Raw genomic sequence first — 19,004 nt, forward strand, 5'->3', positions numbered from 1 at the left:
GACTGTTAGCCTGTGGATTAAGTGACTAAACTCACTGTTATTACAATAATGCAGTGACACAGGCTAATCATGATTCTCATCATTTATGCGCATCCCTATCCGCAGCATTCGCATGCGAATAAGCGGATGCTTGAACAGGCAAGGACGCTGGAGGGCGTGGAGATACGCTCGCTCTACCAGCTCTACCCCGACTTCAATATCGATATTGCCGCTGAACAGGATGCGCTGGCGCGCGCTGATTTGATCATCTGGCAGCATCCGATGCAGTGGTACAGCACACCTCCATTACTCAAGCTGTGGATGGATAAAGTCCTTTCGCACGGCTGGGCGTATGGCCATGGCGGTACTGCGCTGCACGGTAAACAACTGCTGTGGGCGGTGACGACCGGCGGCGGTGAAAATCACTTCGATATTGGCTCCCATCCCGGATTTGATGTGCTTTCTCAGCCTTTACAGGCAACAGCGCTCTATTGCGGCCTCAAATGGCTGCCGCCGTTTGCGATGCACTGTACGTTTATCTGTGATGATGAAACGCTGCAAGCGCAGGCGCGTCACTACAAACAGCGTCTGATGGAATGGCAGGAGGCACACCATGGATAGCCATACGCTGATACAGGCGCTGATTTATCTCGGATCGGCGGCGCTGATTGTACCCATCGCCGTACGGCTGGGATTAGGGTCGGTACTGGGGTATCTCATCGCCGGATGCATTATCGGACCCTGGGGTCTGAGGCTGGTGACGGACGCCGAATCCATCCTGCATTTTGCGGAGATCGGTGTGGTACTGATGCTGTTTGTCATCGGTCTGGAGCTGGATCCGCAACGTTTGTGGAAATTGCGGGCATCGGTGTTCGGCGGCGGTGCGCTACAGATGGTGGTTTGCGGCGGCTTAATTGGTTTGTTCTGTATGTTCCTTGGCCTGCGCTGGCAGGTAGCGGAACTGATCGGCATGACGCTGGCGCTTTCCTCAACGGCTATCGCTATGCAGGCAATGAATGAACGCAACCTGATGGTTTCGCAAATGGGCCGCAGCGCGTTTGCCGTGCTGCTGTTCCAGGATATCGCTGCTATTCCATTGGTGGCGATGATCCCGTTACTGGCGGCGAGCGGCGCATCGACTACGCTTGGGGCGTTTGCATTGTCTGCCCTGAAGGTAGCCGGCGCACTGGTATTGGTGGTGGTATTGGGGCGTTATGTCACACGTCCGGCCTTGCGTTTTGTTGCGCGTTCGGGCCTGCGGGAAGTATTCAGTGCCGTTGCGCTGTTCCTCGTGTTTGGCTTCGGTCTGCTCCTGGAAGAGGTTGGCCTGTCGATGGCGATGGGGGCCTTTCTGGCCGGGGTGCTGCTGGCAAGCTCTGAGTATCGCCACGCGCTGGAAAGCGACATTGAGCCATTTAAAGGATTGCTGCTGGGACTGTTTTTCATTGGCGTGGGGATGTCTATCGACTTTGGTACGCTGATTGATAATCCCTTGCGCATTATCATTTTGCTGGTCGGTTTCCTGGTTATCAAAACCGTCATGCTGTGGTTGATAGCAAAACCGTTGCAGGTGCCGAACAAGCAGCGTCGCTGGTTTGCCGTATTGTTAGGGCAGGGCAGTGAGTTTGCCTTTGTGGTGTTTGGTGCGGCGCAAATGGCAAATGTGCTCGATCCTGACTGGGCGAAATCGCTGACACTGGCGGTGGCGTTGTCGATGGCGGCTACGCCGATTTTGCTGGTGATTTTGACGCGTCTGGAAAAATCGGCGACTTCGGAAGAGCGGGAAGCCGATGAAATCGATGAGGAGCAACCGCGGGTGATCATCGCTGGATTTGGGCGATTTGGCCAGATAACCGGTCGTCTGTTGTTGTCGAGTGGGGTCAAAATGGTGGTTCTTGATCATGACCCGGACCATATCGAAACGCTGCGTAAATTCGGGATGAAGGTTTTCTATGGCGATGCGACCCGGATGGATCTGCTGGAGTCTGCCGGGGCGGCGAAAGCTGAAGTCATTATTAATGCCATTGACGATCCGCAAACCAGCCTGCAGTTAACCGAAATGGTGAAAGAGCATTTCCCGCATCTGCAAATTATTGCTCGTGCGCGCGATGTGGATCATTACATCCGCCTGCGCCAGGCGGGCGTGGATATGCCGGAACGCGAAACCTTTGAAGGTGCACTGAAGACCGGACGTCTGGCGTTGGAGGGGCTCGGGCTTGGGCGCTATGAGGCACGTGAGCGGGCCGACGTATTCCGCCGATTCAATACCATGATGGTAGAGGAGATGGTGAAAGGGGAAAATGACGCGACTTCCCGCGCGGCCGTTTATAAACGCACCAGCGCAATGCTGAGTGAAATTATTGCGGAAGATCGTCAGCACTTATCGTTAATTCAACGCCATGGCTGGCAAGGCACGGATGAAGGTAAGCATACGGGCGACGTCGCCGATGAGCCGGAAGTGAAACCGTCAGCATAGGGTAAAAAATGTGATGTTCTGCAAACTTTACTGCTAATTGGCTGTTTTTGAACTACTGTAATGCTGGCGTACCACCTTAAATAGGTCGGTTCGCCAGCAGAACGGAAAATTTTCCTGTTCATCCTCTTTCCGCCAGTCGACGAAAGATTGCGCTTTCCGTATAGTGGCGACAATTTTTTTGTATCCGGGAAATATTCAATGATCAGTCTGATTGCGGCGTTAGCGGTAGATCGCGTCATCGGTATGGAGAACGCCATGCCGTGGAACCTCCCTGCCGATCTCGCCTGGTTTAAACGTAATACCTTAAACAAGCCGGTTGTCATGGGACGCCACACCTGGGAATCCATCGGGCGACCGTTACCTGGGCGTAAAAATATCGTCATCAGCAGCAAGCCTGGCACTGACGATCGTGTGCAGTGGGTGAAGTCTGTTGATGAAGCCATTGCGGCCTGCGGTGATGAACCAGAGATTATGGTGATTGGCGGTGGGCGCGTGTATGAGCAGTTCCTGCCAAAAGCGCAGAAGCTGTATCTGACGCACATTGATGCTGAAGTCGAAGGGGATACGCATTTCCCGGACTACGAACCGGATGACTGGGAGTCGGTGTTCAGTGAATTCCACGATGCCGACGCGCAAAACTCTCACAGCTACTGCTTCGAGATTCTGGAGCGTCGTTAATCCTGTAAGTGCCGGATGGCAGCGAAAAGTCTTATCCGGCCTACTCTTGTGCCAGATGTAGGCCTGATAAGCGTAGCGCCATCAGGCATAAATCTCTCAGGCGTTGACCGCTTCGCCAGGATCCAGATTCAGATGGCGATTTGATGGCTGCACAAAGTACTGTTTGTCTTCCCAGCGCAGACAGGTGAGATCGCCTCCCCAGCAACACCCCGTATCCAGCGCGTAAATACCTTCTGGTGTGCCTTTGCCTTCCAGCGATGCCCAGTGCCCGAATGCAATGCTGTACGCTTCACTGACAGGTCCAGGAATGGCAAACCACGGCTTCAGCGGGGCAGGTGCGTCTTCTGGTGACTCTTTGCTATACATATCCAGTTGACCGTTGGGGAAGCAGTAACGCATGCGGGTAAAGGCGTTGGTAATAAAACGCAGGCGTGCCAGCCCCGTTAGTTCCGGGGTCCAGTTATTGGGCATGTCGCCGTACATTGCATCAAGGAAGAAGGGATATGAGTCGCTCGACAACACGGCTTCAACATCGCGAGCACAGTCTTTTGCCGTCTGCAGGTCCCACTGTGGGGTGATACCGGCATGCGCCATCACCAGCTTCTTCTCTTCGTCTACCTGCAACAGCGGTTGACGGCGGAGCCAGTTAAGTAATTCGTCGGCATCCGGTGCTTCGAGCAGCGATGTGACCCTGTCTTTAGGTTTATTACGACTGATACCAGCAAATACGGCCAGCAGGTGTAAATCGTGATTACCCAATACTAACCGCACGCTGTCGCCCAGTGATTTCACGTAGCGCAAAACGTCCAGCGAGCCCGGCCCACGAGCGACCAGATCGCCGGTGAGCCATAGGGTATCTTTTTTGGAATTAAAGTCTACCTGATGCAGCAAGGCTACCAGTTCATCGTAACAACCGTGAACGTCGCCAATAAGGTATGTCGCCATAGTTATTGTTTTAATGAATGAGTGTTGGAACGGCGAGTCGGAATACGGGAATGTCGATGGTAAAGGCGATGCCTTGTTCATCGATCATTTCGTAGTGACCCTGCATGGTGCCCAGCGGCGTTTCAATCACCGCACCGCTGGTATACTGGTACTCTTCGCCGGGTTCGATATGGGGCTGGACGCCAACCACGCCTTCACCCTGGACTTCTGTTTCGCGGCCATGACCATTAGTGATTAACCAATAACGCCCCAACAGCTGCACAGGCGCTCGCCCCAAATTGCGGATAGTTACGGTGTAAGCAAAAACGTAACGTTCATCATCAGGTGAGGATTGCGCCTCAATGTAGACGCTTTGTACCTGAATGCACACTCGGGGCGAATTGATCATGTTTAACTCTCCTTCGATGGCGCGTTTTCTGACAGATAGTTAGCCATCCGGCAGTATTGCGCGACAGAGATATTTTCCGCTCGCATCGCCGGATCAACGCCCAGCTCTGTCAGTACTTCAACGCTAAATAGGTTGCCGAGACTGTTACGTACCGTTTTACGGCGCTGATTAAACGCTTCGGTGGTAATACGGCTCAGCACACGAACATCTTTAACCGGGTACGGCATCGTCGCGTGAGGGACCAGACGCACAACAGCTGAATCAACTTTAGGCGCTGGCGTAAATGCGGAAGGCGGTACTTCAAGTACCGGGATCACATTGCAGTAATACTGCGCCATGACGCTTAATCGACCATACGCTTTACTGTTTGGCCCTGCAACCAGACGATTGACCACCTCTTTTTGCAACATGAAATGCATGTCGGCAATGGCATCAGTATAGGAAAAAAGATGGAACATGAGTGGCGTGGAGATGTTGTACGGCAGGTTGCCGAATACACGCAGCGGCTGTCCCATCGTTTGTGCCAGTTCGCCGAAGTTCATGGTCATAGCATCTTGCTGATAAATCGTCAGCTTAGGCCCTAAAAACGGGTGTGTCTGTAAGCGTGCTGCCAGATCGCGGTCTAGTTCAATGACCGTGAGCTTGTCCAGACGTTCGCCTACTGGTTCGGTCAATGCCGCCAGGCCTGGGCCGATTTCGACCATAGCCTGACCTTTCTGCGGGTTGATAGCAGAGACAATACTTTCGATCACAAACTGATCGTTGAGGAAGTTCTGCCCGAAACGTTTACGGGCTAAATGGCCCTGATGGACTCGATTATTCATTGGTATTAACAATCATTTTGATGGCGAGATTAAGCGCCGTAATAAAACTGCCGACATCTGCTTGTCCATGGCCCGCGAGTTCAAGTGCGGTGCCGTGATCGACGGATGTGCGAATAAAGGGCAGGCCCAGCGTGATATTCACACCGCGACCAAATCCCTGGTATTTTAGCACGGGGAGACCCTGATCGTGGTACATTGCCAGCACGGCATCCGCGTGGTCGAGATATTTGGGCTGAAAAAGCGTATCTGCGGGCAGCGGGCCGTTTAATTTCATCCCCTGCGCACGCAGTTCATCGAGTACCGGAATGAGGGTGTCTATCTCTTCCGTTCCCATATGACCGCCTTCACCAGCATGCGGGTTAAGACCGCACACCAGAATATGTGGATCGGCAATGCCGAACTTAGTGCGTAAATCATGATGCAAAATGCCGATCACTTCCTGAAGCAGGGCGGGCGTAATGGCGTCGGCAACGGCTCTGAGCGGCAAATGCGTGGTTGCCAGGGCAACGCGCAGCTCTTCGGTCGCCAGCATCATAACAACTTTCTTTGCCTGTGAGCGCTCTTCAAAAAACTCGGTATGCCCGGTAAACGGAACGCCTGCGTCATTGATTACGCCCTTGTGAACCGGACCGGTGATCAACGCCGCAAACTCACCTTGCAGACAACCATCGCAGGCGCGAGCCAGCGTATCCACTACATATTGCCCGTTTTCTACCGCCAACTGACCCGCGACAGCAGGTGCCCGCAGCGCAACCGGTAACAGCGTCAATGTGCCTGCTGATTGCGGTCTGGCTGGGGTATCTGGAGAGTAAGGGAGGAGTGAAAGCGGTAAACCGAGCATCGCTGCTCGGTCACTGAGAAGTCCTGCATCCGCACAGACAACGAGTTCTACAGGCCAATCGCGCTGGGCGAGCTGAACCACCAGGTCCGGGCCAATCCCGGCGGGTTCGCCGGGAGTGATAACAACACGTTGAGTACGAGCCATTAGTTGCTCAGAACTTTAACGTAAGCGCTGGCGCGCTGTTCCTGCATCCAGGTTGCTGCTTCTTCCGAGAATTTACGGTTCATCAGCATACGGTAAGCTCTGTCTTTCTGCGCCGCGTCAGTTTTATCAACGTTACGCGTGTCCAGCAGTTCGATCAGATGCCAACCGAAAGAGGAGTGCACCGGGGCGCTCATCTGGCCTTTATGAAGTTTGGTCAGCGCATCGCGGAAAGCTGGGTCGAAAATATCCGCTGCAGCCCAACCCAGATCGCCGCCCTGGTTGGCAGAGCCTGGATCCTGAGAAAACTCTTTAGCGGCTGCCGCGAAGGTCGTTTTACCGCTCTTAATATCTGCCGCGATTTGTTCCAGCTTCAGACGCGCCTGCTGATCGGTCATGATCGGCGACGGCTTAAGCAGAATATGGCGGGCGTGAACTTCAGTCACGGAGATGCTCTGGCTTTGGCCACGCATATCATTGACTTTCAGGATGTGGAAGCCGACGCCTGAACGAATTGGGCCGATGATATCGCCTTTTTTCGCAGTGCTTAACGCCTGGGCGAAGATACCCGGCAGCTCCTGAATACGTCCCCAACCCATCTGGCCGCCTTTCAGCGCCTGCTGGTCAGCGGAATAAGTAATAGCCAGTTTGCCGAAATCACTACCGTTACGCGCTTCATCAACAACAGAGCGCGCCTGGCTTTCAGCCGCGTTAACCTGGTCGGAAGTTGGGTTTTCCGGTAATGGGATCAGAATGTGGCTCAGGTTCAGTTCGGTGCTGGCATCGTTTTGGTTGCCTACCTGTTGCGCCAGGGCATCCACTTCCTGAGGCAGGATGGTGACGCGACGGCGAACTTCGTTGTTACGCACTTCAGAGATGGTCATCTCTTTGCGGATCTGGCTACGATAGGTCGAATAGCTTAAACCATCCTGTGCCAAACGACTGCGCATCTGATCCAGCGTCATGTTGTTCTGCTTGGCGATGTTGGCAATAGCCTGATCCAACTGCTCGTCAGAGATTTTAACACCCATCTTCTGACCCATTTGCAGGAGGATTTGATCCATGATCAAACGTTCCAGGATCTGATGACGCAGCGTGGCGTCGTCCGGTAACTGCTGACCAGCCTGACCCGCATTAAGTTTTACTGACTGCATTAAGCCATCGACGTCGCTTTCGAGAACGACGCCGTTATTGACGACGGCTGCGACTTTATCGACTACCTGTGGGGCAGCGAAACTGGTATTCGCGATCATGGCGATACCGAGAAGCAGCGTTTTCCAGTTCTTCATACTTTTTCCATTTCAATTAACCGCGATGCGGATTACGTTGTAAATCAATCAGATCATAAAGCGCTTTGATACGGCAAAATATTCGAACGCAACATTTGGTTGGTGCCGAGACCGTAGTTGGAGCTCAGGCCGCGCAGTTCGATATTAAAGCCGATCGTGTTGTCATAAATCGCGTGTTTCTGGGTGTTATCCCAGCCGTTCAGCTTACGTTCGTAACCGAAGCGAATGGCGTAACAGCAGGAGTTGTACTGCAGCCCCAGCATTGAATCTGCTTCTTTGTTCACGTTGGTATCGAAGTAGTAAGCGCCAACAATCGACCAACGGTCGGCGATTGGGAAGCTTGCCACTGCGCCCACCTGTGAGATCCCGTTTTTATACTGCTCTGCCGTAGAGTAGTAAGACGGCAGAGTAGCCTGGATATACTCCGAGCTGGCATAACGGTAGTTCAACTGCAGCATACGGTTTTCGTCGCGACGATATTCGATACTGCTGCTACTGGTTGCAACGCTGTCCAGACGGGTATCGTACTGGATCCCACTGCGTAACCCCCAGCGATCGGAGATGCGCCAGTAGGTATCGCCCGCCCATACCAGTGAGCCCGTTTTGTCGTCATTCTCCCATTTAATGTTGTCATCGCCGGTGCGAGACTCGGTGAAATAGTAGATTTGACCCACGGATATATTAAAACGTTCAACGGCTGCGTCATCATAAACGCGAGATGTGACCCCGGTTGTGACCTGGTTGGCGGAGGCAATGCGGTCCAGACCGCCATAGGTACGGTCACGGAACAGGCCGCTATAGTCGGATTGCAGCAGGGACGAGTCATAGTTATAGATATGACTTTGGTCGCGATACGGTACGTACAGGTACTGCGCGCGCGGCTCCAGCGTCTGGGTATAACCCGGCGCCAGCATTTGCATGTCACGCTCAAACACCATCTTGCCGTCAACTTTAAACTGCGGCATGACGCGGTTAGCTGAATCATCGAGCTTGGTGTTCTGCGGGTTGCTGTTGTACCAATCCAGATTAGTCTGCTGATAGTGCGTTGCCAGCAGTTTTGCTTCGGTATTGATGCTTCCCCAGTTGTTCGACAATGGCAGATTGATGGTCGGTTCAAGGTGAACGCGCGTCGCTTCCGGCATGTTGTCGTTGGTGTTAACGAAGTGCACCGCCTGACCATAAATACGGGTATCAAACGGACCAACGTCATTCTGGTAGTAGTTGACGTCTAACTGCGGCTGCGCAGAGTAGCTGTTACTGTTTTGCGCGTCGAAGACCTGGAACTGCTTGGTCGAAACTGTGGCATCAAAGTTCTGTACCGCGTAGCCGACGCTGAATTTTTGCGTGGCGTAGCCGTCGGTACTGGAACCGTATTTGTTATCGAAATCATTAAAGTAGCTGGTGTCGCTGACCTTGGTATAGTCAACGTTGAAACGCCACACCTGGTCCATCACCCCAGAGTGTTGCCAGTAAAACAGCCAGCGACGTGAATTGTCATCCTTCGGATGTTCGTCCTCATACACTTTATCGGAGTTCAGGTAGTCGAACTCCATCAGGCCCGCACCCGCTTGGGTGAGGTAGCGGAATTCGTTCTCCCACATGATCCCGCCACGACGGTGCATATAATGTGGCGTGATGGTGGCGTCCATGTTGGGCGCAATGTTCCAGTAATATGGCAGGTAGAACTCAAAATAGTTATTAGTGGAATATTTTGCGTTCGGGATCAGGAAACCGGAACGGCGCTTATCGCCGACGGGTAACTGTAAATAAGGACTGTAAAAGACCGGAACCGGACCCAGTTTAAAACGGGCGTTCCAGATCTCTGCGACCTGTTCTTCACGGTCGTGGATCACCTCGCTACCGACGACGCTCCAGGTATCGGAACCTGGCAGACAGGAGGTAAAGCTACCGTTTTCCAGAATGGTATAACGGTTTTCGCCACGCTGTTTCATCAGATCGGCTTTCCCGCGTCCCTGACGGCCCACCATCTGGTAATCACCTTCCCAGATGTTGGTATCTTTGGTATTCAGATTCGACCAACCCTTCGGCCCCTTCAGAATAACCTGATTGTCATCATAATGGACGTTGCCCAGCGCATCGACGGTACGTATTGGCTCCGGCTGGCCTTCAGCCTGCTTCTGATGAAGCTGTACTTCGTCGGCCTGCAGGCGGCTGTTACCCTGTGCGATGTCCACGTTGCCGGTAAACACCGCGTCATCGGGATAATTCCCTTTAGCGTTGTCGGCATTGATGGTGACGGGTAATTCATTAGTCTCGCCCTGTACCAGAGGACGGTCATAGCTCGGCACGCCCAGCATACACTGTGAGGCGAGATCGGCTGCCAGGCCCTGATGGCTATAGAGGGCACTGGCAATCATGGTGGCCAGAAGAGTGGGAATACGTTTTTTCATACGTTGTATTTATTGTTCCATCATCAGTAGCGTCGCGCGTGACAAACGGTCACAGCCTAACTTATCTCATCTTCACTGCGCTAGTGTTAATCCTGCCCATTTAGGCATCCGTGGTGTTAGGCACGGCATTGAATGACAGGTATGATAATGCAAATTATAGGCGATGTCCCACAATTGACCGCAGCCGTAAATCGGTAAAAGCACCTTATATTGTGGGACATAGCCTGGCTGAGAGCATAAAGATTTGGGGAGTCTATGCAGTATTGGGGAAAGATAATTGGTGTAGCCGTGGCCTTAATGATGGGTGGCGGCTTCTGGGGTGTGGTTCTGGGGCTGTTAGTTGGCCACATGTTCGACAAAGCCCGCATGCGCAAAATGGCGTGGTTTGCCAACCAACGTGAACGCCAGGCGCTGTTTTTTGCCACCACTTTTGAGGTGATGGGACATCTGACCAAATCCAAAGGTCGCGTCACGGAAGCCGATATTCATATCGCCAGCCAGTTGATGGATCGGATGAATTTGCACGGTGATTCGCGAACGGCTGCACAACACGCCTTCCGGGTAGGAAAATCGGATAATTATCCATTACGTGAAAAGATGCGTCAGTTTCGCAGCGTCTGTTTTGGTCGATTCGATCTGATCCGCATGTTTCTGGAAATTCAAATCCAGGCGGCATTTGCCGATGGGTCGTTACATCCTAATGAGCGTGAAGTGCTGTATGTGATTGCTGAAGAGTTGGGGATCTCACGTACCCAATTTGATCAGTTCCTGCGCATGATGCAGGGCGGCGCACAGTTTGGCGGCGGATATCAGCAGCAGTCTGGCGGCGGTAGCTGGCAGCAGGCGCAACGCGGCCCGACGCTGGAAGACGCCTGTAATGTGCTGGGTGTGAAAACGACCGATGATGCGACTACCATAAAGCGCGCTTACCGTAAGCTGATGAGCGAGCACCATCCGGACAAACTGGTCGCGAAAGGTCTGCCGCCAGAGATGATGGAAATGGCGAAGCAAAAAGCGCAGGAAATCCAGAAGGCTTACGAGTTAATCAAAGAACAAAAAGGCTTTAAATAATAATTATGCCGGATGCGGCTAGCGCTTTATCCGGCCTACGGTAATGAATGTAGGCCGGGCAAGCGAAGCGCCCCCGGCATAAATTGGCTCAGAATTTAAAAATCCGCCGGGACTTTAAACGTCATACTGTTGCCGTATTCGGGATGCGTGATGGTTAGCATCTCGGCGTGCAGCAGCAGGCGGGGTGCCAACGCCAGCGCTTCAGGCAGAGCATAGAAGCGATCGCCGAGGATTGGATGCCCTAACGCCAGCATATGCACACGCAGCTGGTGGGAGCGTCCGGTAATCGGTTTAAGCACGACCCGGGCGGTGTTATCCGCCGCGAACTCCACCACCTCATACTCTGTCTGCGCTGATTTCCCGGTCTCATAACACACTTTTTGCTTTGGCCTGTTCGGCCAGTCGCAAATCAGCGGTAAATCAACCAGACCCTCGGCCGGAGCGGGATGCCCCCAGACGCGTGCAACATACTGTTTTTTCGGTTCGCGCTCGCGAAACTGGCGTTTTAGCTCGCGCTCTGCCGCTTTGGTTAGCGCGACTACAATCACGCCGCTGGTGGCCATATCCAGACGATGGACGGATTCAGCCTGCGGATAATCGCGCTGGATACGCGTCATCACGCTGTCTTTGTGCTCATCCAGACGACCCGGCACAGACAACAAACCGCTCGGCTTGTTGACCACCATAATGTGCTCATCCTGATACAGGATGACCAACCAGGGTTCCTGCGGCGGATTGTAGTTTTCCATCCCCATGTATGGCTCCGTTACTGATGCGTCACGACGATCAGGCGCAGGGCATCCAGACGCCAGCCCGCCTGATCCAGGCTTTCCATCACCTGCTGACGGTTGCTTTCAATTGCGCTGAGTTCGTCATCACGGATGTTCGGGTTAACGGCACGCAGCGCTTCCAGACGGGAGAGTTCCGCAGTCAGTTTTTCGTCCGCTTCTTTACGCGCCGCGTCGATCAGCGCGCGGGCTGATTTTTCCACCTGTGCTTCACCGAGTTGCAGAATAGCATGAACGTCCTGCTGCACGGCGTTGACCAGTTTACTGCCGGTGTGGCGGTTAACGGCGCTGAGCTGACGGTTAAAGGTTTCGAACTCAACCTGTGCAGCGAGGTTATTGCCGTTTTTATCCAGCAGCATACGTACCGGCGTTGGCGGCAGGAAGCGGTTCAGCTGCAGCTGTTTCGGCGCTTGCGCTTCAACCACATACACCAGCTCAACCAACAGAGTTCCGACCGGCAATGCTTTGTTTTTCAACAACGAAATGGTGCTGCTGCCGGTGTCGCCAGAGAGGATAAGATCCAGACCATTACGGATTAACGGATGCTCCCAGGTAATAAACTGAGCGTCTTCACGCGACAGAGCGACATCACGCTCAAACGTAATGGTGCAGCCATCTTCCGGCAATCCAGGGAAATCTGGCACCAGCATATGATCGGACGGTGTCAGCACGATCAAATTGTCACCACGGTCATCCTGATTAATACCAACGATATCAAACAGGTTCATGGCGAAGGCGATCAGGCTGGTATCATCGTCCTGTTCTTCAATACTCTCAGCCAGTGCCAGCGCTTTTTCACCGCCGTTAGAGTGGATCTCCAGCAGACGATCGCGACCTTGCTCCAGCTGAGCTTTCAGCGCGTCATGTTGTTCGCGACAGGTTTTGATCAGATCGTCAAAGCCATCGGTATTTTCTGGTTCAGCCAGGTAGCCGATCAGATTGTTATAGACCGTGTCGTAGATGGTACGGCCGGTCGGGCAGGTATGTTCAAACGCATCCAGACCTTCATGGTACCAGCGCACCAGCACGGATTGTGCGGTTTTTTCCAGGTACGGAACGTGGATCTGAATATCATGTGCCTGACCAATACGGTCCAGGCGGCCAATACGCTGTTCCAGCAGGTCCGGGTTGAACGGCAGGTCAAACATCACCAGATTGCTGGCGAACTGGAAGTTACGCCCTTCGGAGCCGATTTCAGAACACAGCATTACCTGGGCGCCGCTATCTTCTTCGCTAAACCAGGCTGCGGCGCGGTCACGCTCAATGATCGACATCCCTTCATGGAACACGGCAGCGCGGATACCTTCGCGCTCGCGCAGAACCTGCTCCAGCTGAAGCGCGGTGGTGGCTTTTGCACAGATAACTAATACTTTTTGCGAGCGGTGGCTGGTCAGATAGCCCATCAGCCATTCCACGCGCGGGTCAAAGTTCCACCAGGTGCCGGTATCGCCTTCGAATTCCTGATAAATCTGTTCCGGGTAGAGCATATCGCGCGCCCGGTCTTCCGCGCTTTTACGCGCACCCATAATGCCGGAGACTTTAATCGCCGTCTGGTATTGGGTCGGCAGCGGCAGCTTGATGGTGTGCAGCTCGCGTTTTGGGAAGCCTTTCACACCATTACGGGTGTTACGGAACAGCACGCGGCTGGTGCCATGGCGGTCCATCAGCATCGAAACCAGCTCCTGACGCGCGCTCTGGGCATCTTCGCTGTCGCTGTTTGCCGCTTGCAATAGCGGCTCAATGTCCTGCTCGCCAATCATGTCGCCTAACATGTTCAGCTCACTGTTACTCAGCTTGTTGCCTGCCAGTAACATAGCGACGGCGTCGGCGACCGGACGATAATTTTTTTGCTCTTCAACAAACTGGGCGAAATCGTGGAAACGGCTGGGGTCCAGCAGGCGCAGACGAGCAAAGTGACTTTCCATGCCCAGCTGCTCCGGTGTAGCGGTTAGCAGCAGGATGCCCGGCACACGTTCTGCCAGTTGTTCAATGGCCATATATTCGCGGCTGGGCGCGTCTTCGCTCCACACCAGGTGATGCGCTTCATCGACGATCAGCAGATCCCATTCGGCGTCACACAGATGCTCCAGGCGCTGTTTACTGCGACGGGCAAAGTCCAGCGAGCAGATGACCAGTTGTTCGGTTTCAAACGGGTTGTAGGCGTCGTGCTGCGCTTCTGCATAACGCTCATCATCAAACAGGGCAAAACGCAGGTTGAAGCGACGCAGCATTTCGACCAGCCACTGGTGCTGTAATGTCTCCGGCACGATGATCAGCACGCGCTCTGCGGCGCCTGACAGCAGCTGTTGATGCAGGATCATCCCGGCTTCAATGGTTTTACCTAAACCCACTTCGTCTGCCAGTAAAACGCGAGGGGCATGACGACGGCCAACATCATGGGCAATGTTCAGCTGGTGAGGAATCAGGCTGGTACGTTGACCACGCAAACCACTCCACGGCATACGGTATTGTTCGCTCTGAAATTTACGCGCGCGATAGCGCAGAGCAAAGCGATCCATGCGGTCAATCTGGCCGGCAAACAGGCGATCTTGTGGTTTGCTGAATACCAGTTTGCTGTCGAGTAGTACTTCACGCAGCATGACACCGGTTTCTTCGGTATCCAGGCGGGTTCCGATATAGGCAAGCAGGCCGTTTTCTTCTTTTACTTCATCGACATGCAGTTGCCAGCCTTCATGGCTTGTTATCGTATCGCCTGGATTGAACATCACGCGGGTCACGGGGGAATCACTGCGCGCATACAGACGGTTTTCGCCCGTCGATGAGAAAAGTAATGTGACGGTTCGCGCATCCATGGCGACAACGGTACCAAGTCCCAATTCGCTTTCTGTATCGCTGATCCAGCGTTGACCAAGTGTAAAAGGCATATATGTTCGGCTCTATATCTTTAGTTGCAGGCAATACTCACCCTCTGCCAGAGTAAAGTGGCAGCAAGTGTATTGGGGTCCAGGAATGGAAAGGGCGCTATGGTACTGGATGGCGACGGTTTCGTCACGCGTCAAAATAACCCCAGTTGCCCTGTGAGTAGTGTAGCAAAATTATCGTCAATAAAGGGAAGAATTCCCTCGGCAACGGGTTGGATCTGGCGTGTCAGATAATGCTCGTAATCGAGCACAGATAGCTGATAATCAACAGGTTCTGGGCCATTGACCGTCCAGACATATTTTATGGTTCCGCGATTTTGATACTGCGGTGGACGCCCCAGCTTTACATTCTGCTCATCGGCGAGGCGCGCGGCGCGCACGTGTGGTGGAACATTTCGCTGGTATTCGCTTAACGGGCGGCGCAGGCGTTTGCGGTACACCAGTTGTTCATCCATTTCACCGGCCATCAGACGGTCAATAGTCTCGCGAACAAACTCCTGATAAGGTTCGTTACGAAAAATTCGCAGGTATAGCTCCTGCTGAAACTGTTGGGCCAGCGGCGTCCAGTCGGTTCGTACCGTTTCCAGTCCCTTAAACACCATACGTTGCTCAGTACCGTCCTGAATCATCCCTGCATAGCGTTTTTTACTGCCGGTATCTGCACCGCGAATGGTCGGCATCAGAAAGCGACAAAAATGGGTTTCAAATTCCAACTCCAGCGCACTGGTCAGGTTTTGTTGTTTCAGCGACTGCGCCCACCAGTCGTTGACGTAGCTCACCAGCTCACGGCCAATCCGGGCGGCATCATCTTCTGAGTGCGCCTTTTTCAGCCAGACAAAGGTCGAGTCGGTATCGCCATAGATAACGTCGTAGCCCTGAGCTTCAATCAGTGCTTTGGTCTGGCGCATGATCGCATGACCGCGCATGGTAATGGACGAGGCCAGTCTCGGGTCGAAAAAGCGACAGGCGGTGGTTCCCAGCACGCCGTAAAATGCGTTCATGATGATTTTCAGCGCCTGCGAGAGCGGCTTATTGCCGCGGCGTTTTGCTTCATCGCGACCATGCCAGATCCGGGTCACGATTTCCGGCAGGCAGTGCTTTTCACGTGAGAACCAGGCGTCAAGGAACCCTTCGGTGCTGTGCTCCGGATCCGGCTGCGCCATTCCTTCGATAAGCCCCACCGGATCGATTAAAAAAGTACGAATTATTGAGGGGTACAGACTTTTGTAATCCAGCACCAGTACCGAGTCGTATAAGCCGGGGCGCGAGTCCATCACGTAGCCACCGGGGCTGGCGTGCGCGGGGACTTCACCCAGGTTCGGTGCCACATAACCCGCCCGGTGCATTCGTGGCAGGTAGAGATGTCCGAAGGCGGCAACTGAACCACCGTGCCGGTCGACCGGCAGACCGTTGACCGTCGATCGTTCCAGCAGAAATGGCATGATCTCGGTTTTATGAAAAATACGCGTGACCAACTCACAGTCTTTGAGATTGTAGGTGGCGAGCGCGGGCTTATCCTGGGCAAACCGGCGATCGATTTCGTCCATCCTGTCCCAGGGATTATCAATTGACTTCCCTTCGCCCAGTAGCTCCTGCGACACCGTCTCCAGCGAAAATGACGAGAAATTCCAGAATGCGGATTTGAGCGCCTCAATGCCGTCGATAATCAGGCGACCTTTAGCCTGCGCGAAGAAAACGCCGTTTTTGAAGCCATGCTCGCGCCACTCCAGCTCGCTATTGTCACGACCAAAACGCAGGGGAATGCGGTAACGTTCGGCGTGCTTTTGCAGGACGCGTAAATCGAATTGCACGACGTTCCAGCCGATTATCACATCAGGATCGTGACGGGCAATCCAGTCATTGAGCTTTTCCAACAACTGCGGGCGGCTTGCAACGTACTCAAGTTCAAAATCCAGCGCAGAGGCATCACCGTTTGCCGGGCCGAGCATATAGACAATACGCTGCCCACAGCCCTCAAGACCGATGCAGTAGAGTTCGCCGTGGCGCGTGGTTTCGATATCCAGCGATACCCATTTTAGCGGTGGTCGATAGTCAGGGTTCGGCTTCAGGCGGGCATTAACCAGCATGTCGTCATGTCTGTCGCCTTCGACCCAAACAGGGGAGGTGATAAAGCGCTCCATCAGATACCGCTCCGGCGGCCGTACGTCGGCTTCGTAGACGGTGACTGCGTTTTCGCGCAGCAGTTTTTCCAGCCGCATAAGCTGGCGATGTGAGCGGCAATACAGGCCGGAAACGGGCTGGCGATGGAAGTCTTGCAACTGAAGAGGCGTCAGGCGATAGCCGTTTTCAGTACGTAATAATGACGTGACGCGAGGAACCTGACTAGTGGGAATAAACGCGACTGACTCCTGAGGCGCAAGCGTGACCTGCAGCGGCCCATCGTCTGTAGCCAGCCAGAATGAGACCTCTGTTCCCTGCGGAGTGTCCCGCCAGTGTCGGGTTAGAATAAAGCCTGCCTGCGCCACGCTGTGTATCCGTCAAAAAGCCAGACACTATTATAGCCTGGTTTACATGATTGTACTGTTATTTTGTACAGTTATTCGGCGTAAGACGCGGTACCCGCTGGAGTAAAAAGCGTCTCTGAGTAAAAAATGTGTTGTGTCAGCCTGGGTTATCTTCGTATTTAATATATGAATATCGTGCCTAAGACGAGTTGCAGTGAACTATTTTATTGGTGTGGCTGTTGTTTTAAATGGCGATTGTCCATCTGGGTTATGTATTGAATTGATATTATAAAGTCCATTATCAGATGTTTGCTGTTTTTCGGATTTGTGCTTATTTATTTTTGCTACATCTTTCTCGGATTCAGGAAAAGTTACTTTTTTTATTTGTGTTTATTAATGGTTGATGTAAAGATTTTATTCGAAGCATCCGGATATGAGTTTTAAATATAATATATATTTAATCGTGTTTATTGCCGAATAGAAACGGATTTTCAGTTCGAATTCGTCGGGAATCTCTCTGTAGAATTTGGTTTTTATCTCGGGATATAATTTATTTTCAGCTTACTGTTCGGGTGCTTCTTAATACATATCCGGGAAAGTGATGAGATGGAGTTTTTATGAATGTTTATACTCAGGCAATTTTGCCTGGATACCAGCACTATCTATTTGTTAATACTCAGCTATCAAACCCATTAATTAAAGCTGTGAGCAAATATATTGAGTACAAAACATGGACCGGACAAATTTGGCGGACTGAAATAATTGAAAGTGGAAACGCTTTTTTTCACTGGCAGGGGCATGACAGAAGAAATGGTCATCGTGATACGGTAATTAATTATTTGTTGTGTGGGCAGAAATGGCAGTCAACGATAACAGATTATATTTTCTTCCATTCACTGGAAGGAGAGGAAACTCATGGGAATTATGACAATGTGATTGAGTATGTTTCTTCTAATAACTGTGTTTATCAAAGTGCTTTTGCTGAATATATAGCCGAGTAGAAATAAAGCGCGCGACGATCAAAACGCGCTTATATAAAGGTTACTGCCCGTAGTAGGCTTTAGCACCGTGTTTACGCAGGTAATGCTTATCTAACAGGGTTTGTTGCATATCTGGCAATTGCGGCGCGAGCTGGCGACAGAAGATCCCCATGTAGGCGACTTCTTCCAGCACGATGGCGTTATGCACTGCATCTTCGGCATTTTTTCCCCAGGCAAACGGACCGTGAGAGTGCACTAGCACGCCAGGCATCTGCGCGGCGTCAATACCTTGTTTCTCAAAGGTTTCAACGATCACATTGCCGGTTTCCCATTCATATTCGCCGTTGATTTCTTCGTCGGTCATTTTCCGTGTGCAGGGAATCGAACCGTAGAAATAGTCCGCATGGGTGGTACCCGTGGCCGGAATCGACTGACCCGCCTGCGCCCAGATGGTTGCATGACGCGAATGGGTGTGAACAATGCCGCCAATGGTCGGGAATGCCTGATACAGCAGTCGGTGCGTTGGGGTATCGGAAGAGGGCTTCTTCTGGCCTTCGACTACTTCACCCGTGGCGATACTGACTACCACCATATCGTCTGCGGTCATTACGCTGTAATCGACCCCGGAAGGTTTAATCACAAACACGCCGCGCTCGCGATCGACGGCGCTGACGTTCCCCCAGGTCAGGGTGACCAGATTGTGCTTAGGCAACGCCAGATTGGCTTCCAGTACCTGACGTTTAAGATCTTCTAGCATGTTAACTCCTGAATGCCGGATGGCGCTTCGCTTATCCGGCCTACGGTGATTTGTAGGCCCGGTAAATGAAATGCCACCGGGCAATCCGT

General features: G+C 52.8%; 15 protein-coding genes. 5 read left to right on the forward strand and 10 right to left on the reverse strand.

What is annotated here, in order from left to right; translation table 11 throughout:
• The first annotated feature begins 69 nt into the window (after nt 1-69).
• The 3 genes from kefF (at nt 70) to folA (ending at nt 3,133) form a co-directional block, all read left to right on the forward strand.
• On the forward strand, nt 70-600 hold the full coding sequence (gene kefF, locus G4551_RS03805) for a glutathione-regulated potassium-efflux system oxidoreductase KefF (protein WP_003018878.1): 531 nt from the start codon (nt 70-72) through the stop codon (nt 598-600).
• Entirely contained in the window at nt 593-2,455 is a 1,863-nt protein-coding gene (gene kefC / locus G4551_RS03810) for a glutathione-regulated potassium-efflux system protein KefC (RefSeq protein ID WP_003018875.1), read from the forward strand. The genes kefF and kefC overlap by 8 nt, the downstream gene beginning before the upstream one ends.
• A 198-nt stretch (nt 2,456-2,653) precedes the next feature.
• Nucleotides 2,654-3,133: a type 3 dihydrofolate reductase gene (gene folA, locus G4551_RS03815; RefSeq protein ID WP_003018873.1), complete on the forward strand. Its 480-nt coding sequence runs from the start codon at nt 2,654-2,656 to the stop codon at nt 3,131-3,133.
• Nucleotides 3,134-3,229: 96 nt separating this feature from the next.
• On the opposite strand, the gene apaH is transcribed toward folA, so the two are convergent.
• From apaH to lptD, 6 genes are read right to left on the reverse strand one after another with little or no spacing between them, the layout of a single operon-like run.
• Nucleotides 3,230-4,078, reverse strand: a complete 849-nt coding sequence (gene apaH / locus G4551_RS03820) for a bis(5'-nucleosyl)-tetraphosphatase (symmetrical) ApaH (protein WP_003018869.1) — start codon at nt 4,076-4,078, stop codon at nt 3,230-3,232.
• Between the two features lie 10 nt (nt 4,079-4,088).
• Nucleotides 4,089-4,466 (reverse strand): Co2+/Mg2+ efflux protein ApaG, encoded by a 378-nt coding sequence (apaG, locus tag G4551_RS03825; RefSeq protein WP_003018867.1) that lies wholly within the window; start codon nt 4,464-4,466, stop codon nt 4,089-4,091.
• 2 nt (nt 4,467-4,468) lie between these two features.
• On the reverse strand, nt 4,469-5,290 hold the full coding sequence (rsmA, locus tag G4551_RS03830; RefSeq protein WP_003018865.1) for a 16S rRNA (adenine(1518)-N(6)/adenine(1519)-N(6))-dimethyltransferase RsmA: 822 nt from the start codon (nt 5,288-5,290) through the stop codon (nt 4,469-4,471).
• Nucleotides 5,283-6,275, reverse strand: a complete 993-nt coding sequence (pdxA, locus tag G4551_RS03835; RefSeq protein WP_003837378.1) for a 4-hydroxythreonine-4-phosphate dehydrogenase PdxA — start codon at nt 6,273-6,275, stop codon at nt 5,283-5,285. The genes rsmA and pdxA overlap by 8 nt, the downstream gene beginning before the upstream one ends.
• Entirely contained in the window at nt 6,275-7,561 is a 1,287-nt protein-coding gene (gene surA, locus G4551_RS03840) for a peptidylprolyl isomerase SurA (RefSeq protein ID WP_003018860.1), read from the reverse strand. Before surA ends, pdxA begins: the two co-directional genes overlap by 1 nt.
• Before the next feature lie 53 nt (nt 7,562-7,614).
• Nucleotides 7,615-9,972, reverse strand: coding sequence for an LPS assembly protein LptD (lptD, locus tag G4551_RS03845; protein WP_003837380.1), 2,358 nt, complete (start codon nt 9,970-9,972; stop codon nt 7,615-7,617).
• A gap of 255 nt (nt 9,973-10,227) precedes the next feature.
• On the opposite strand from lptD, the gene djlA reads away from it, so the two are divergent.
• Complete coding sequence (gene djlA / locus G4551_RS03850; protein WP_003837382.1) at nt 10,228-11,043, forward strand: co-chaperone DjlA; 816 nt, start codon at nt 10,228-10,230, stop codon at nt 11,041-11,043.
• 95 nt (nt 11,044-11,138) lie between these two features.
• Here djlA and rluA read toward each other — a convergent pair whose 3' ends face one another.
• The 3 genes from rluA to polB all read right to left on the reverse strand — a co-directional run bounded on the left by rluA (nt 11,139) and on the right by polB (nt 17,199).
• Nucleotides 11,139-11,798, reverse strand: a complete 660-nt coding sequence (gene rluA / locus G4551_RS03855; RefSeq protein WP_003837385.1) for a bifunctional tRNA pseudouridine(32) synthase/23S rRNA pseudouridine(746) synthase RluA — start codon at nt 11,796-11,798, stop codon at nt 11,139-11,141.
• 11 nt (nt 11,799-11,809) lie between these two features.
• On the reverse strand, nt 11,810-14,716 hold the full coding sequence (rapA, locus tag G4551_RS03860) for an RNA polymerase-associated protein RapA (RefSeq protein WP_003837386.1): 2,907 nt from the start codon (nt 14,714-14,716) through the stop codon (nt 11,810-11,812).
• 131 nt (nt 14,717-14,847) lie between these two features.
• Nucleotides 14,848-17,199 carry a DNA polymerase II gene (polB, locus tag G4551_RS03865; RefSeq protein ID WP_003837388.1) on the reverse strand — a complete coding sequence of 784 codons (2,352 nt, stop codon included), beginning with the start codon at nt 17,197-17,199 and terminating at the stop codon, nt 14,848-14,850.
• A 596-nt stretch (nt 17,200-17,795) separates the two neighbouring features.
• Here polB and G4551_RS03870 point away from each other — a divergent pair.
• On the forward strand, nt 17,796-18,179 hold the full coding sequence (locus tag G4551_RS03870; RefSeq protein WP_003837391.1) for a DUF4751 family protein: 384 nt from the start codon (nt 17,796-17,798) through the stop codon (nt 18,177-18,179).
• 40 nt (nt 18,180-18,219) lie between these two features.
• Here G4551_RS03870 and araD read toward each other — a convergent pair whose 3' ends face one another.
• The gene (gene araD, locus G4551_RS03875) at nt 18,220-18,915 is read right to left on the reverse strand and encodes an L-ribulose-5-phosphate 4-epimerase (RefSeq protein ID WP_003018841.1); all 696 of its coding nucleotides are present in this window, start codon (nt 18,913-18,915) and stop codon (nt 18,220-18,222) included.
• Nucleotides 18,916-19,004 lie beyond the last annotated feature (89 nt).

Source organism: Citrobacter freundii ATCC 8090 = MTCC 1658 = NBRC 12681, from assembly GCF_011064845.1.
GTDB classification, from domain to species: domain Bacteria; phylum Pseudomonadota; class Gammaproteobacteria; order Enterobacterales; family Enterobacteriaceae; genus Citrobacter; species Citrobacter freundii.

Excerpts from the sequence above, each read along its gene's own strand:
- araD (WP_003018841.1), bottom strand. The coding sequence starts at position 18,915 with ATGCTAGAAGATCTTAAACGTCAGGTACTGGAAGCCAATCTGGCGTTG.
- rapA (WP_003837386.1), bottom strand. The coding sequence starts at position 14,716 with ATGCCTTTTACACTTGGTCAACGCTGGATCAGCGATACAGAAAGCGAA.
- djlA (WP_003837382.1), top strand. The coding sequence starts at position 10,228 with ATGCAGTATTGGGGAAAGATAATTGGTGTAGCCGTGGCCTTAATGATG.
- G4551_RS03870 (WP_003837391.1), top strand. The coding sequence starts at position 17,796 with ATGAATGTTTATACTCAGGCAATTTTGCCTGGATACCAGCACTATCTA.
- lptD (WP_003837380.1), bottom strand. The coding sequence starts at position 9,972 with ATGAAAAAACGTATTCCCACTCTTCTGGCCACCATGATTGCCAGTGCC.
- rluA (WP_003837385.1), bottom strand. The coding sequence starts at position 11,798 with ATGGGGATGGAAAACTACAATCCGCCGCAGGAACCCTGGTTGGTCATC.
- pdxA (WP_003837378.1), bottom strand. The coding sequence starts at position 6,275 with ATGGCTCGTACTCAACGTGTTGTTATCACTCCCGGCGAACCCGCCGGG.
- apaH (WP_003018869.1), bottom strand. The coding sequence starts at position 4,078 with ATGGCGACATACCTTATTGGCGACGTTCACGGTTGTTACGATGAACTG.
- surA (WP_003018860.1), bottom strand. The coding sequence starts at position 7,561 with ATGAAGAACTGGAAAACGCTGCTTCTCGGTATCGCCATGATCGCGAAT.
- kefF (WP_003018878.1), top strand. The coding sequence starts at position 70 with ATGATTCTCATCATTTATGCGCATCCCTATCCGCAGCATTCGCATGCG.
- kefC (WP_003018875.1), top strand. The coding sequence starts at position 593 with ATGGATAGCCATACGCTGATACAGGCGCTGATTTATCTCGGATCGGCG.
- apaG (WP_003018867.1), bottom strand. The coding sequence starts at position 4,466 with ATGATCAATTCGCCCCGAGTGTGCATTCAGGTACAAAGCGTCTACATT.
- rsmA (WP_003018865.1), bottom strand. The coding sequence starts at position 5,290 with ATGAATAATCGAGTCCATCAGGGCCATTTAGCCCGTAAACGTTTCGGG.
- folA (WP_003018873.1), top strand. The coding sequence starts at position 2,654 with ATGATCAGTCTGATTGCGGCGTTAGCGGTAGATCGCGTCATCGGTATG.